The sequence below is a fragment of the Onishia niordana genome (assembly GCF_004798965.1).
Taxonomy (GTDB): domain Bacteria; phylum Pseudomonadota; class Gammaproteobacteria; order Pseudomonadales; family Halomonadaceae; genus Onishia; species Onishia niordana.
Window position 1 is genome coordinate 1 of record NZ_SDSD01000005.1, and the last position, 14222, is coordinate 14222.

Below are 14222 nucleotides of genomic sequence, written 5' to 3' on the forward strand. Positions count from 1 at the left end.
TAGCAGCCTGATGGGCGGCTTAGTCCAACAGGCATTTATACGCCATGCTCCGCACGGCGAAGAAATGCTGAACAGTTGGACGTCCAGACAAGAGAGCTTCTACATTTATCTTATCGGCCAGCCGTACGTTAGGCTGAATGAGAAAAGGCGGAAGGTGCATCATGAGCAACGAACAGACGCACACTGGCAGCTGCTTCTGCGGTGCAGTTCAGTTAATCGTTTCTGGCGATCCCGTCGCCATGGGCTATTGCCACTGTGAATCGTGTCGGCACTGGTCAGCCGGACCAGTAAATGCCTTCACTCTGTGGAAGCCGGAAGCAGTGAAAATCACTCAGGGTGCCGCCAATATCGGTACTTACGCTAAGACTCCGCAAAGCCATCGAAAATGGTGCAAAATGTGCGGAGGGCATGTTCTAACTGAGCACCCGTCGATAGGGGTAACTGATGTGTACGCTGCGGTGATACCTAGCTTTCCATTTAAAGCTGACGTTCATGTGCATTACCAGGAAGCTGTATTACGTATTCACGATGGCATCACCAAGTTGAAAGATGTCCCTGAAGAAATGGGTGGCTCTGGCGAGAGTATTGCTGAGTAGCATCGGAAGACGCAAATATCGGAGCGCCCAACTAGGCCATGCAGCCGACGCCGCAAAGCGGCGCGGCTGATGGCTGGCGTTAATAAGCTATGGCTGAACGTCTGGTTCTGGCCGTAAGCAATTACAAGCCGGCTAATTGGAGACAGGGCCTTCTATCCTAATCCAAGGCGGGTGTTACTCCCTTCATAGCGGCCCCATGCCGTGGGGCCGCTGATGACACGCGAGGCCATTCCCGTTGCAGCGTCTCTTCCAGAAGCATGGCCAGGCGCTTGTGGTGCAGGGCGTCGGCGGTCGCGGCGTAGGAGGGGGCATCCTTGGCTGTGAAGCCGTGGGCGGCGCCCTTGTAGAGCTCGGTGGTGTAGTCGCATGATACTTCGTGACTCCCCGCCCGGTGGTCAGCCGCCGCGCCAGGCCACCAACTGTAGCGTCTCCACAGATCCCTCCCTCTGAGATTTCTTCTGGTCGGCCTCCTCGAATTCGTCCCGCTCTTACGGCCGCCTTGTCCGGCGGGCGCGGCTCGTCATCTGCTGGGCTTCCTCGTCACTCGCTGAGCCGTATTCGACAAAGGTCGGCTTGAGTAAACGTTTACTCTTTCTACGTAAACGTTTACTTTTCTCGCCATGTCGCGGCGAATGGCGGCGACTCCATGCCCGCCAGGGCACGATCACGAGGAGACAGCCATGACGATCAAGGTCACGGTCTGGGGCGAGAACGTCCATGAGCAGACCAACGAGGTGGTAGCGCGCATCTATCCGGAGGGCATGCACCAGTGCATCGCCCAAGGGCTCAACGAGGACCCGGAGATCGTGGCCCGTGCGGTCATCCTGCAGGAACCCGAGCACGGCCTGAGCGAGGAGGTGCTGGAGAACACCGACGTGCTGCTGTGGTGGGGGCATGCCGCCCACGGCGACGTGCGCGACGAGATCGTCGACCGCGTCCAGGCGCGGGTGCTGCAGGGCATGGGCCTGCTGGTACTGCATTCCGCCCACTATGCCAAGATCTTCAAGCGCTTGATGGGCACCACCTGCTCGCTGAAGTGGCGCGAGGCGGGGGAGCGCGAGCGGCTGTGGGTGGTCAACCCCGGCCATCCCATCGTCCAGGGTGTCGGCGACTACATCGAACTGCCGCATACCGAGATGTACGGCGAGCCCTTCGCCGTGCCCAACCCCGATGAGGTGGTCTTCATCAGCGCCTTCGAGGGCGGCGAGGTGTTCCGCTCCGGCCTCACCTACAAGCGGGGCAACGGCCGGATCTTCTATTTCCGTCCGGGACATGAGACCTACCCGATCTACTACGACGACCAGGTGCGCCGCGTGCTTAAGAACGGCGTGAAGTGGGCGCGTCCCGAGGGCTCGCGCTGGATCGACAGCTGCCCCAACGTGCCGCCCGAGCAGGCGCCCAATCCGGTGGAAGTCAAAGGCGAAGGGCTGCACAAGCCCGGTGAGGAGGGCTTCAAGTGATGCGATTGGCGATCATCGGAGCCGGCAGCATGGCCGGCGAACATGCCAAGCACTTCGGGCGGCTGCCCGGCGTCGAGGTGGTGGCCGTGTGTGACATGGACGGCGACAGGGCCCGCGCCTTCGCCGAACGGCATGCCATCCCCGAGGCCTATACCGAACTCAGCGCCATGCTGGCGCGGGACGACATCCAGGCGGTGAGTAACGCCACCCCGGATGGGGTGCACAAGGTCACCTCCCTGGCCGCCATCGCGGCAGGCAAGCACATCCTCTGCGAGAAGCCGCTGGCGACCAACGAGGCCGATGCCCGGGAGATGGCGGCGGCGGCGCAGGAGGCCGGGGTGATCAACATGGTCAACTTAAGCTACCGCGATGCCCCGGCCATCCAGCACGCGCGAGAGCTGGTTGCTTCCGGCGCCCTCGGCCGGGTGATGCACGTGGACGCCAGCTACCGGCAGAGCTGGCTGGTCAGCCACGCCTGGGGACGCTGGGACCAGGACAGCCAGTGGTTATGGCGGCTCTCGGAAGGCCACGGCAGCAAGGGCGTGCTGGGGGATGTGGGGGTGCACATCCTCGATTTCGCCAGCTTCCCGGTGGGCGACATCACTAAGGTGAACTGTCGCCTCAAGTGCTTCGACAAGGCGCCCGGCAATCGCATCGATGACTACGTGCTGGACGCCAACGACAGCGCCCTGATGCAGGTGGAGTTCGCCGGCGGGGCGCTCGGCACGGTGCAGGCCACCCGCTGGGCCACCGGCCATCACAACGCCCTGACTCTCAGCGTCCACGGTGACCGGGGGGCGCTGCACATCGACCTGGATTCCGCCAGGGACAAGCTGCAGGTGTGCCTGGGCGCGGACGTCCACCCGGCGCGCTGGACCACGCTTAAGGCCCCGGCTACTCCGAGCATCTACCAACGCTTCGTCGACAGCATCGCCAGTGGCCACAACGACCTGCCGGACTTCGCCCGTGGCGCGGCGCTTCAGAAGGTGCTGGATGCGTGCTTCCTTTCTCATGCCGAGGACCGCAGCCAGGCGCTGGTCGGCGGCGAGGTGGCCGAGCCCGTGACGGCCTGACGCGGTCGCCGGATCGGCCTCTCTGTCTCGCCGGGCCTGCCGCCTCGAGCGTCCCGTTCCAGGTCGCGCCGTTGCGCAATTTCCGGCACAATCTCTCGCCGGAATGGGCGGCGAGAGTGGCGGCTGGCCACACCGGCTACTACCCGGGCGACGAGGCAGGAACATGAGCAGAGATCCGTCGAAGACGGCGACCATACGGGAAATCGCGCGGCAGGCCGAGGTGTCCATCGCCTCGGTCAGCCGCGCGCTCAATGGCAAGCCGGGCCTCAGCGAGGTGCTGCGTGACCATATCCTGGCCATCAGCCGCGAGATCGAGTATCGCCCCAGTGCCGCCGCCCGTCAGCTGATCAGCGGCAAGGCGGCGGTGGTGGGCATCTCGCTGGGGCGTCGCGACTTCGAATTGCGTCCCTACTACATCCTGCTCTACCAGCACCTGACCGTGGCGCTGCACCGCCAGGGCATGGTGCCCGTCTTCTTCGCCCACGATCAGACGGCGGCCCTTCCCGAGCAGGCCGGCGCCGCCATCCTGCTCGGCGAGTTCGCCGACGACCCGCGCCCGGCACTGATGGCGGCGCAGGGCGTGCCCGTGGTGCGCATCGGCCTGGCCGGAGAGGGATTCTCGGTAGCGCCTGAGGATCGCCACGGCATCTACCTGGCCACCCGCCACCTGATCGAGCGGGGCCGGCGTCGCATCGCCTTCGTCGGCGACGACCTGGCGAGCCCCCACAGTCAGCACCGCCTGGGCGGCTATCGCCAGGCGCTCGAGGAGGCCGGCCTCGCGCCACACCTCATCGACATCCCCCCCAACCATGAGCCGGCGCTGACCGGCTATCGCTGGCTGAGTCGCTGCCTGCGAGAGGATTCCCACGCCTATGATGGCCTGGTCTGTGAGAACGATGAGCTCGCCAGGGGCTGCCTGACGGCCCTGGAGGATCATGGCATCGGCGTGCCGGACGAGGTCGCGGTCACCGGCTTCGACGACCTGCCGACCCTGGCCGAGTCCCTGACCACGGTGCGCCAGGACATCGCCGCCATCGCCGCCACAAGCGTCGAGCTGCTCGGCGAGGCCTTGGCCGGCAAGCCGCCTCGTCACGTCTCCCTGCCGGTGACGCTGGTGGTGCGCGAGACCGGCTAGAGCAGCGCTCCCTATGCTATCCCTTGATGACGATGCCTCGGTCGGATGAGAGGCAGTCTGATTGATAGGGTGGGGGCGGGCTGGCCGAGCGCCTCTGTCGAGTACTGCCCGCCCTTGGAGTTGGCGTGCCTGGTGGCCGCATATTGGGCCAGGCATTTATCGTTTCCTAGCCTTCGGCGGGATTTGGCTTCGATGGGTATTGCGTGGGATACGCATCCATATACGCCGTACACGCGCGTAGTATGCGCACGTCGTCAAACTTCCCGCCTGCCAGCTGGAAGCCAACTGGCAGGCCCTCATCGGTAAACCCGCAGGGCACCGAAGCAGCCGGTTGCTCACTGAGATTGAACGGGTAGCTGAACGGCGCCCATTCTTCCCAGTCGCGCATATCGCTGCCCGGGGGCGTCTCGTGGTTCACGGCGAAAGGTTGTATGGCCACCGTTGGTGTCATCAGCAGGTGATAGTCTCGGTTGAAATGCTCAAGCTGTTCGGTCAGTCGGGCACGCCCCTCTAGCGCCTGAAACAGGTCGAGAGAGCTCCAGTTCTGGGCACGCTGGGCATTGGAAACCAACCCGGGGTCCAGCAGCTTGCGCTCCTTGTCGTCGCACTGCGACCAGACAGCGAGCGAGGCGGTGAACCAGATCTTCTCGAAGATATTGATCGGCGACTCGAAGCCGGGATGGATCTCGACCACCTCGGCACCCAGCGCTTCCAACTTTTGCGCGGCTTCCGCCACACGAGCTGCGACCTGTCTGTCGACCTTGGCGTATCCCAGCGTAGGGGAGTAGGCAATACGTAAGCCTTGCAGGTCGCACTCCAGGTCTGTACCCCAATCCTCGGGCTGGCCGCGAATCGCATACGGATCACGGTAATCATAGCGACCGATGATATTGAGCATGCGTGCGGCATCGCGGGGGTGGCGTGTCAGTGGGCCGATACTCGATAGCAGGGGTGCCTTGGCCGGTGGTCTCTGGGGCGTCCAGCCAAAAGTCGGCTTGAAGCCGAAGACACCGGAAAACGCAGCCGGTATACGGATGGACCCGCCGGAATCTCCGCCTTGGTGCAACACGCCCATGTTGAGCGCGGCAGCGGTGGCCGCACCACCTGATGAGCCACCAGGCGTAAGCTGTGTGTTCCAGGCATTGCATGTGGTGCCGTGAACGCGATTATCAGTGACGGCCTTCCAGCCAAATTCAGGGGTATTGGTCTTGCCCAGTATCACGGCCCCCGCGTCGCGTAATTTCTGTGCGGGTGGCGCATCCTTTTCACAGGGTACCGCACTGGTGGTCAGTGACCCTTCACGCGCTGGCATACCTGCCACATCGGTCAAATCCTTGAGTGATACCGGTATCCCGTCGATAGGGCTGAGTGGCGCACCTTGTCCCCAGCGCCGGGCCGAGGCTTTTGCAGCGGCTTCGGCAGCCTCGTGATCAACGTGGACATACGCGTTCACGGCCTCATTGAAGCGATCGATGCGATCAAGCGCCGCCCGAGTAGCCTCCAATGGTGACGCCTGACCTGACTCGAACAGCTTGGCCAGTTGACCGGCATCCATCGTGCCCAAATCGGTATCGTCGCTGCACATGCTATACCTCGCTACTCGATGGTGATCTATTCAGTCTAGGCGTTGCTTTGTTGACTAGGTGGCTCCCTGATGATCAAGACTGATACGGGGGCGCTACTGGGAGCAGAGCGCATCTTGTCCGCTGATAGATGGCTGCAGGGGAGCGGCGCTGATCAAATGATACCGGCATCCAGCCCCGCGGCCAGGTACAGCCCCAGTTCCTCGGCCTGGTCGACGAAGCCGTCCTGCCAGTCGCCGCGCAGCACCAGTGGCTCCTGCACCCACCGCCAGCATAGTCCTGTGATGATCGCTTCCACTGCTCGGCGAGTCCCTGTGCCATCATGGCCAGCGTGCACATAGAGCGCGCAGGGCAGCCCCTGTTTCTCCTCTAGCACGGCGTAGTAGCTTCGATCGAAGAAGTCTTTCAGGGCGCCGCTCATATAGCCTAGATTCTCGGTGGTACCGAGCAGGATGGCATCGCAGGCGCGGATATCGTCGGGGCCGGCATCAAGGGGGGCTTTCACGACCACCTCGATGTCATCGAGATCAGGGTGATGCGCGCCACGCACAGCGGCGTCACGAAGGTGCTGGGTATTGGGGGAGGGCGCATGGGCCACGATCAAGAGGTGCTTGGTCATGGCAGATAGGGTGCCAGCCGGTACTGTGTCTGGCTAGAGGCCGGCCAGTGGTTAACTCAGGTTTGCGGTCATGAGTCAGTTCGCTGGTCGTCTGCCGGCGCGCTCGCTAGTGCCGCTGCATAGCAGGGCGGCGAGCTGAGGGTTCTGCCATCAGCCTCGCGGTCTTCCTCTGCCAGAGCCGTGAGCAGTGCCTTGCGAAGGATCGGCAGGTGCGACTGTTCCAGGTCGCGGGCGGCGGAGAGCAGCGTCAGGCGACCATGGCGCGCTAGGCGCATCAGCGGCAGTAGACAGCCCACACTATCGGCTATCTCCCAGCGATAGCGACGGGTGAAGACCGCATGGCTGATTCTGTTTTGGTGCCAGTCGCGACGCAGGCCATTGGAGGGCGAAGCATCACGGTACCAGTCATTGAGTGCCAGCGTATCCCGCCGTTTGCCGCGCGGCCACAGCCGGTCCACCAGCACGCGCGCCCCGTCGTCGGCTTCCGGCGCGGCATAGATGCGCTTCAACTGAATGTCATGCGCCATGGCAAACGACTCCTGTCGGTAACGTAGCCCTTGGAAAGGCTAGCCACCTCCTCCTTCGCTTGCCACATATTCGAGTGATTCAAGCGATTCGGTACCCGTGACGATGGCTTCCAGCTCGTCGCAGAAGGCGGTGAAAGCGTCGCTCGAGTGTCCCGGAGTGCGATGCAGCTCGATCTCGACATGTCCAAGCGGTGGTAGGCCCTCGTCGTCGCCGACGATACGGCAGCCCTCGGGTACGCTGCGTGGCGTCTTGACGGTGGCCGCCAGGCCCGCTTGTACCGGCAGGTTGATGCCGGTGGGCGACTGGCTCGAGTAACGCACGTCCCAGCGACGATCGCTGGGACCCAGCGCGGCAAATGCATGCGCGCGGAAGGTGCAGCCCTCGGGATTCAGGGCCAGCGGCAGGGTTTCCCAGTCCTCAATCGAGCGCTCCTCGGCCACCACCCACACCATGGGCTCGCGACCCAGCAGTCGGCCGGTTTGCGTCGGCCCATGGCGCACCACCAGGGCGGCATCCAGCAGGCCTTCCTGAAAGTCATGTACCAGCGAGCCGCTGATACTGCAGATGACCTCAAGGCGAACCTCGGGGAAGCGAGTGGCGAATCGGGGTAGCAGCTCAGGCAGGTAGGTACTGGCCTGTTCCTCAGAGGTTCCCAGGCGAATCAGCTCGCCTTGCCGATCTACTCCCATCACACGACGCGCCTCGTCCTGCAGCTTGAGAATATGACGGGCATAGGGCAGTAGGCGGCCTCCCGGTGAAGTCAACACCACGCTGCGGCTAGTGCGCTCAAACAGCGATTCGCCCATTTGATCCTCTAGCCGCTTGATCTGCAGGCTGACCGCCGATTGGGTGCGATGCAGCACCTTGCCGGCGGCGCTGAAGCCCTCGCACTCGGCAACGGTGACGAAGGCGCGGAGCAGGTCGGTATCCATGATCTATGAGCCCTTGCAATCATTTTTATCTTAACCATTCATTTCTATTATTGAACCTGCCTCTCTACCCTGTCTATACGTAATTAATCAGGTAGGAGAAACGACATGCTCAGCAACCGCATACAGGAAGACGATACTTCACTGCACGGATTGATCGACCTGGAGCGTTACCCCATCGATAGTCTCGAGGGTGACCGCGGTCGTGCGCTGATCGACGAATGCCGCCAGCAGCTCGGTGAGGATGGCTGCGTCGTCCTCAAGGGATTCGTACCCGACGAGGCCCTGGCGCGGCTCGAGCGCGAGACCGAACGGCTCTCGCCGGACGCCCACTACAACCAGACCGAGACCAACCCCTACAACAGCGATCCGGACCCGAGCCTGCCGGCCTCGCACCCCATGAACCGCTTCGATGATCGCACCAACGGTTTCGTCGCCGGTGACCGCATCGACCACGACACCATCATCCGCCAGGTCTACTCGCACCCGGGCTTCCAGCAGTTCATCGCCAGCGTGGTAGGGGAGGAAGAGATTCATCCCTACGCCGACCCCCTGGCCGACCTGGTAGTCAACGTGCTGCGCGAGGGCTGCCAGCATCCGTGGCACTACGACACCAACGAATTCATCGTCACCATGATGACGCGCCAGTCGCATGGCGGCGGGCGCTTTGAGTATGCCCCGGGCATCCGCAGCCCCGAGGGCGAAAACTTCGAGGAGGTCGAGAAGGTCATCGACGGCGACCGCTCGCGGCTCAAGTCCCTCGACCTCCAGCCCGGCGACCTGCAGGTCTTCTTCGGCCGCTACTCGCTTCACCGAGTGACCCCGGCACAGGGCGACAAGGAGCGCCACACCGTCATCTTCGCCTATGCCAAGGAGCCGGGCTTCATCGGCCGACCCGAGCGCGCCAAACGCATCTTCGGGCGCATGGCGCCAGTTCATGAGCGGCTGCTCGAAGAAGGCATGCAGCGCAGCGACAGCCTGGCTGACTGAAGGCGAAGACGCCTCAGCCTGAGCTATGCAGATTCCCCGCGAATACGGCTACGAATAAACAGAGAGCTTGATCATGAGCATCGTCGACTTCGACAACCTGACCGACAACGAACCCGCCACCATCCCGGTGGTGCCTTCGGCGCCCGTGGGCAACGGCGACAGCATTCCTACCGCCTTCGACCCGGTGCAGCTGCGCGGCGGACGCCTCAAGCGCCTGCGGGCGATGATGGCCGAGCAGGGCTATGGCGCCGTGGTGCTGTTCGACCCTTACAACCAGCGCTATGCCACCGGCTCGCGCAACATGTTCGGCTACTTCCTGCGCAACTCCACCCGCTATATCTATGTGCCGCTGGAAGGGCCGGTGATTCTCTTCGAGTACCCGGGCAGCGCCCACGTCTCGACCTGGCTCGAGACCATCGATGAATCGCGCACCTCCAAGGTGGTGTGGTCGGCGGTCAACCAGCGCGACAACATGTCCTCCGACCCCTTCGGCATCGAGATCGCCGAACTGATGGAAGAGCACGGACGCGGCAACAGGAAGATCGGGCTGGACCGCTGCGCGCTAAACCTGGCCCGTTCGCTCGAGGCTCAGGGACTCGAGGTCTTCGACTGCATGCAGGACACCCTGCATTGCCGCCGCATCAAGACCCCGGAAGAGATCGCCTGTCTGGCGCAGTCGATGGCAGGATCAGAGGCCGCCGTGGCCGAAGTGGAAGCCGCCATCAAGCCTGGCGTCACCGAGACTGAGCTGTTTGCGACCCTCTACGGCAACGTCATCAAGCAGGGCGGCGAGTTCATCGAGACGCGCCTGCTCAACTCCGGGCCGCGCACCAACCCCTGGTTCAACGAGGCAAGCGACCGGGTCGTGCGCGCCGGCGAGCTGATCGCGCTGGACACCGACACCATCGGCTGCCACGGCTACTATTCCGACTTCTCGCGTACCTTCCATGTTGGGCCGGGCCGCCCCAGCGGCTATCAGCAGAGCCTTTACCAGATGGCCTATGACCAGGTGCACCACAACATGTCGATCCTGAAGCCCGGCATGAGCTATCGCGAGATCGCCGAAAACGCCTGGAAGATTCCCGAGCGTTTCCTCGATCGCCGCTATCCGTCGATCATCCATGGCGTCGGCATGCACGGCGAAACGCCGCTGGTCGCCCACCACATGGACTTCGATCGCTTCTCGAAGGACGGCACCCTCGAGCCCGGCATGGTGGTTTCGGTAGAGAGTTATATCGGTGAGGTCGGCGGTGCCGACGGCGTCAAGCTCGAGGAAGAAGTACTGGTCACCGAGACCGGCATCGAGAAGCTATCGCGCTATCCGTTCGATGAAGCCCTGCTGGGCCGCCAAGTCTGATCGCGCCCGAACATGACACGCCGGGCAACGCCCGGCCCGAACACCGAGAACACGACCCAAGGTTGGAGTCATCCCCCGATGCATACCCTGAACCATTTCATCGCCGGTGAAACCGTCAGCGGCGAGCGCACCATTGAGGTGTTGAATCCGGCCACTGCTGCGCCGGTGCGCCGCCTGGCCATGGCCGACGGTGCTACCGTCAAACGCGCCATCGATGCCGCCCGCGAGGCTCAGCCCGCCTGGCGCGACCTGCCGCCGGCCAAGCGCGCCCAAGTGATGTTTCGCTTCAAGACCCTGCTCGAGCGTGACGCCGACGAGATCTGCGCGCTGATCAGCGAAGAGCACGGCAAGGTGCTGGAAGATGCCATGGGCGAGCTCAAGCGTGGTATCGAGAACGTCGAATACGCTTGCGGCGTGCCGGAGCTGCTCAAGGGCGAGTATTCCCACAATGCAGGTCCCGGCATCGATACCTGGTCGAACCACCAGCCGCTGGGCATTGTCGCCGGTATCACACCGTTCAACTTTCCGGCCATGGTGCCGCTGTGGATGTACCCGATGGCGCTTGCCTGCGGCAACGCCTTTATCCTCAAGCCTTCAGAACAGACGCCCTCGGCTGCGGTCAAGATGGCCGAGCTGCTCGATGAGGCCGGCCTGCCCAAGGGGCTCTTCAGCGTAGTGCACGGCGACCGCGAGGCCGTCGATGCGCTGATCGAGGCGCCTGAGGTCCGCGCGCTCTCCTTCGTCGGCTCCACGCCAGTGGCGCGCAAGATCTACGAAGGCGGCACCCAGCAGGGCAAGCGCGTGCAGGCCCTCGGCGGCGCCAAGAACCATGCTGTCGTGCTGCCCGATGCGGACATCGACAACGCCGCCAGCACACTTATCGGTGCCGCCTACGGCAGTGCCGGCGAGCGCTGCATGGCGATCTCGGTGGCTGTGTGCGTGGGTGACGACACCGCCGACGCCCTGGTAGAGCGCCTGGCCGGCCAGGCCCAAGAGCTCAAGATCGGTCCGGGCACCGAGCGCGGCCTCGACATGGGCGCGCTGATCAACGCCGGCCAGCGCGACAAGGTCGCCGGCTACATCGAGCAGGGTGCCGCCGCCGGTGCCGAGCTGGTTGTCGATGGCCGCCAGCATCCGCTGGTCGAGGGCTCGCCCGGCTATTTCCTCGGCGCGACCCTCTTCGATCGGGTGACCCCGAAGATGAGCATCTACCGCGACGAGATCTTCGGCCCGGTGTTGTGTGTGGTCCGCGTCGAGACCTTCGAGGAGGCCATCGCGCTGATCAACGCTCACCAATACGGTAACGGCACCTGCGTGTTCACTCGTGATGGCGAGGCGGCGCGCCGTTTCAGTGATGCCATAGAAGTCGGCATGGTCGGCATCAACGTCCCGCTGCCCGTACCGGTGGCCTTCCACAGCTTCGGCGGTTGGAAGGACTCGTTGTTCGGTGACCTGCATGCCTACGGGCCGGATGCCGTGCGCTTCTACACCCGCCGCAAGTCGGTCTCCCAGCGCTGGCCAAAGCGTAGCGACCAGGAGAGCGCCCAGTTCAGCTTCCCGTCCTAGCTTTTGCAGGAAAAAAGTGAACAGCTCGAAACGTTGATCACCACGCCCGCCCCGCTTGCCGGGGCGGGCGTTTTTGTGTCGCACTCACATCTCTTGCCCTGTGGGGCCGCAGACCTTGCTCTCGTCCCATACGACGGGGTATTGAAGATGTCTGGCGCGCTAGTATTCGCCTTGCGAAGCCCGATGCCATGCCCGCGACAAGCGCGTGACGGCTGGCGTTAACCGTCTTGGCCACGTCACGCGCACACATCGATATGGGAGATTATTCATGAAAGGTTCTTGCTTATGCGGTGCGATCGAGGTTTCAACGGCGGATCGAAGCAAAATCGACGTATGCCATTGCAGAATGTGTAGGCAGTGGGGTGGAGGCCCGATGCTCGCTGTTCACTGTGGCCAAGATGTCACATTCAGTGGCACGCAAAAGGCTTCTACTTACCAGTCCTCTGATTGGGCCGAACGAGGGTTCTGTCCTACTTGCGGCACGCATCTGTTCTACCACCTGCTTCCGGCTGATGAGTACATTCTTCCGGCTGGTCTTTTTGAAGAGCTCACCCACTTTGAAATGAATAGCCAAATATTTATCGACCAAAAGCCAAGCTATTATGAGTTCGGTAACGCGACACCGACCATGACGGGGGAACAGGTGTTCGCGCAATTCTCGGAATCCGGAGACTGAGCAGAGCGCTAAACGAACCCAGGGACAGATACGATGCTTCCATTGCGGCTCCTCCTATACTACAAAGCCGCGCGGACGGTTCGAGCACCGTCTACCCGAGCAGAAGGGAACACTCAGCCGAAGGCTCCATGCGTGCGGCGCTGGATCTTGTCATGATACATGCGGTCGTCCGCAAGGCTGAGTACCTCCTGAGCCGGCGCTTCGGTGGAACAGGCGCTTCCCATGCTCAAACGAAGCTCTACCACCACATTCTCGCCGTGTGTCGAGGTGATCACGCAGCGCTGGCCTCCCAGTTGGGCCCGGATCAAGCCGGCGATGCGGTTGGGTGCCGACAGGTCCCCGGAAGGAAACAGGATGACGAATTCATCGCCGCCGTAGCGGGCGAGAATGTCGCCTTCCCGACACTGCATGCTCAGGCGCTCGGCAACCGCGGTAATCAGCTGGTCGCCCGCGACATGCCCATGGCGATCGTTCACTTCCTTGAGCCCGTCGACATCCATCATCAGCACGGCAAAGTCCAGTCCCGGTGGTTGGGCCTTGCCCTCGATGCTCAACTGAAGCGCCGATTCGAAGAAGCCGCGGTTGTAAAGCCCGGTAAGCCCGTCGCGCTCGGCTGTTTTCTTCAGTTCTAGTTGGAGCAGCTTATTTTCGGTGGCCGCCGCCAATTGGTCGACAAATAGGGTCAGCACGCCCTCCAGTGCGCCGTCCAGACTGGGGGCGCGCATGATCAGCCAGCCTTCGTAATGGCTCAGGCGTCCCCCCATGGAGGTCGCATATAGCTGCCCACCACTGGTCTTCTCACTAGGCGTGATGGTGCTGGCTTGGCGTTCGTGTAGCCTGGCCAGCAGGCTGTCCAGCCGGCGCTTATCTTCAGGGCCAAGGTGCAGGCCGGCGACGGCGGCATAAAGGGTTACCTCGGGACGTTGGTGCTCATGGAGGAACACGGCGAATCCGTATTCAGGGAAGTCGGCATGTAGATGCTTCAAGGAGTCTTCGAGCAGGGTATTGATGCTCGAAGCGCGATTGGCGACCACGCCGAGGTTGAGCAGGGCCTGAAAGACTCGGTTCTTGTACTGGGTCTCAGCAATGCTATGCCCGATCTTCCGGTTCTGGCCGTACATCACGTAGGAAAGCGCGAGGAAGTAGCTAACTGCGCCGGCGCCCTGGTAGATATCCAGGCCGGTGCTGACATAAGGACGAAACTCGAACCCCGTCAAGGCCCCCCACCCCAAGGCGCCGATGGTGAAGAGCAAGATTGAGAGGAGCACTCGACGCAGGCCGCCAACGACCATGTTGTTCATGAAGCAGGCGAGGCCGACGGTCAGGGTGGCCCAGACATAGTAGTCCAGCACGCTGCACCAGATACCGAATAGCAGGCTGTCGAAAAGCAGGTTCCTGAACTCGGCGCGCTTCGAGTCGAATGCCAAAGCGGCATGGGCGTATGCCATTCCGGGCCAAAGAAGCAAGAGCAGGCCCGGCACAATCAGCGCCCAGCCGCTGCCTTCCACCGAGGCGATCCATACCGTGAGACCAAAGGTATGCCAGAAGGCGAAGGCGCGAGGGCCCAGCGTCGCCAGGGCGAGACGATGGGGGCGTTTGTAAGACTGAGACAGCCGAGATTGAAGGGTCTCGATATCCAGTATGCTCACCTTTCCTGCCGATCGCAGGCTTGTGCGTCGCTGTTGCGTATTGGGTATGGCATCGCTTTAT

13 protein-coding genes are annotated in these 14222 nt (G+C 62.8%); 8 read left to right on the plus strand and 5 right to left on the minus strand.

The features are described 5' to 3' along the window. The first annotated feature begins 161 nt into the window (after window positions 1–161). The 4 genes from ETC27_RS10390 to ETC27_RS10410 all read left to right on the plus strand — a co-directional run bounded on the left by ETC27_RS10390 (window position 162) and on the right by ETC27_RS10410 (window position 4264). Window positions 162–596, plus strand: coding sequence for a GFA family protein (locus ETC27_RS10390; protein ID WP_136254938.1), 435 nt, complete (start codon window positions 162–164; stop codon window positions 594–596). A 680-nt stretch (window positions 597–1276) separates the two neighbouring features. Then, entirely contained in the window at window positions 1277–2056 is a 780-nt protein-coding gene (locus tag ETC27_RS10400; RefSeq protein ID WP_136254939.1) for a ThuA domain-containing protein, read from the plus strand. Further along, window positions 2056–3129, plus strand: coding sequence for a Gfo/Idh/MocA family protein (locus ETC27_RS10405; RefSeq protein WP_240724894.1), 1074 nt, complete (start codon window positions 2056–2058; stop codon window positions 3127–3129). The genes ETC27_RS10400 and ETC27_RS10405 overlap by 1 nt, the downstream gene beginning before the upstream one ends. Before the next feature lie 163 nt (window positions 3130–3292). Then, window positions 3293–4264: a LacI family DNA-binding transcriptional regulator gene (locus tag ETC27_RS10410; RefSeq protein ID WP_136254941.1), complete on the plus strand. Its 972-nt coding sequence runs from the start codon at window positions 3293–3295 to the stop codon at window positions 4262–4264. A 166-nt stretch (window positions 4265–4430) separates the two neighbouring features. On the opposite strand, the gene ETC27_RS10415 is transcribed toward ETC27_RS10410, so the two are convergent. The 4 genes from ETC27_RS10415 to ETC27_RS10430 form a co-directional block, all read right to left on the minus strand. Next, the gene (locus ETC27_RS10415; RefSeq protein ID WP_136254942.1) at window positions 4431–5849 is read right to left on the minus strand and encodes an amidase; all 1419 of its coding nucleotides are present in this window, start codon (window positions 5847–5849) and stop codon (window positions 4431–4433) included. A 152-nt stretch (window positions 5850–6001) separates the two neighbouring features. After that, window positions 6002–6466 carry a flavodoxin family protein gene (locus ETC27_RS10420; protein ID WP_136254943.1) on the minus strand — a complete coding sequence of 155 codons (465 nt, stop codon included), beginning with the start codon at window positions 6464–6466 and terminating at the stop codon, window positions 6002–6004. Between the two features lie 68 nt (window positions 6467–6534). Continuing rightward, complete coding sequence (locus ETC27_RS10425; protein ID WP_136254944.1) at window positions 6535–6993, minus strand: DUF488 domain-containing protein; 459 nt, start codon at window positions 6991–6993, stop codon at window positions 6535–6537. A 39-nt stretch (window positions 6994–7032) separates the two neighbouring features. Beyond that, entirely contained in the window at window positions 7033–7926 is an 894-nt protein-coding gene (locus ETC27_RS10430) for a LysR family transcriptional regulator (protein WP_136254945.1), read from the minus strand. A 105-nt stretch (window positions 7927–8031) separates the two neighbouring features. Between ETC27_RS10430 and ETC27_RS10435 the strand changes: the two genes are divergently transcribed. The 4 genes from ETC27_RS10435 to ETC27_RS10450 all read left to right on the plus strand — a co-directional run bounded on the left by ETC27_RS10435 (window position 8032) and on the right by ETC27_RS10450 (window position 12512). Next, window positions 8032–8913: a HalD/BesD family halogenase gene (locus ETC27_RS10435; RefSeq protein ID WP_136254946.1), complete on the plus strand. Its 882-nt coding sequence runs from the start codon at window positions 8032–8034 to the stop codon at window positions 8911–8913. 73 nt (window positions 8914–8986) lie between these two features. After that, complete coding sequence (locus ETC27_RS10440) at window positions 8987–10270, plus strand: M24 family metallopeptidase (RefSeq protein WP_136254947.1); 1284 nt, start codon at window positions 8987–8989, stop codon at window positions 10268–10270. 78 nt (window positions 10271–10348) lie between these two features. Beyond that, window positions 10349–11836: a CoA-acylating methylmalonate-semialdehyde dehydrogenase gene (locus tag ETC27_RS10445; RefSeq protein WP_136254948.1), complete on the plus strand. Its 1488-nt coding sequence runs from the start codon at window positions 10349–10351 to the stop codon at window positions 11834–11836. 268 nt (window positions 11837–12104) lie between these two features. Next, on the plus strand, window positions 12105–12512 hold the full coding sequence (locus ETC27_RS10450) for a GFA family protein (RefSeq protein ID WP_136254949.1): 408 nt from the start codon (window positions 12105–12107) through the stop codon (window positions 12510–12512). A gap of 113 nt (window positions 12513–12625) precedes the next feature. Here the strand turns inward: ETC27_RS10450 and ETC27_RS10455 are convergent, their stop codons facing one another. Continuing rightward, a complete protein-coding gene (locus ETC27_RS10455; protein ID WP_240724876.1) occupies window positions 12626–14161 on the minus strand; it encodes a diguanylate cyclase in 1536 nt (511 codons plus the stop codon). Window positions 14162–14222: the final 61 nt, after the last annotated feature.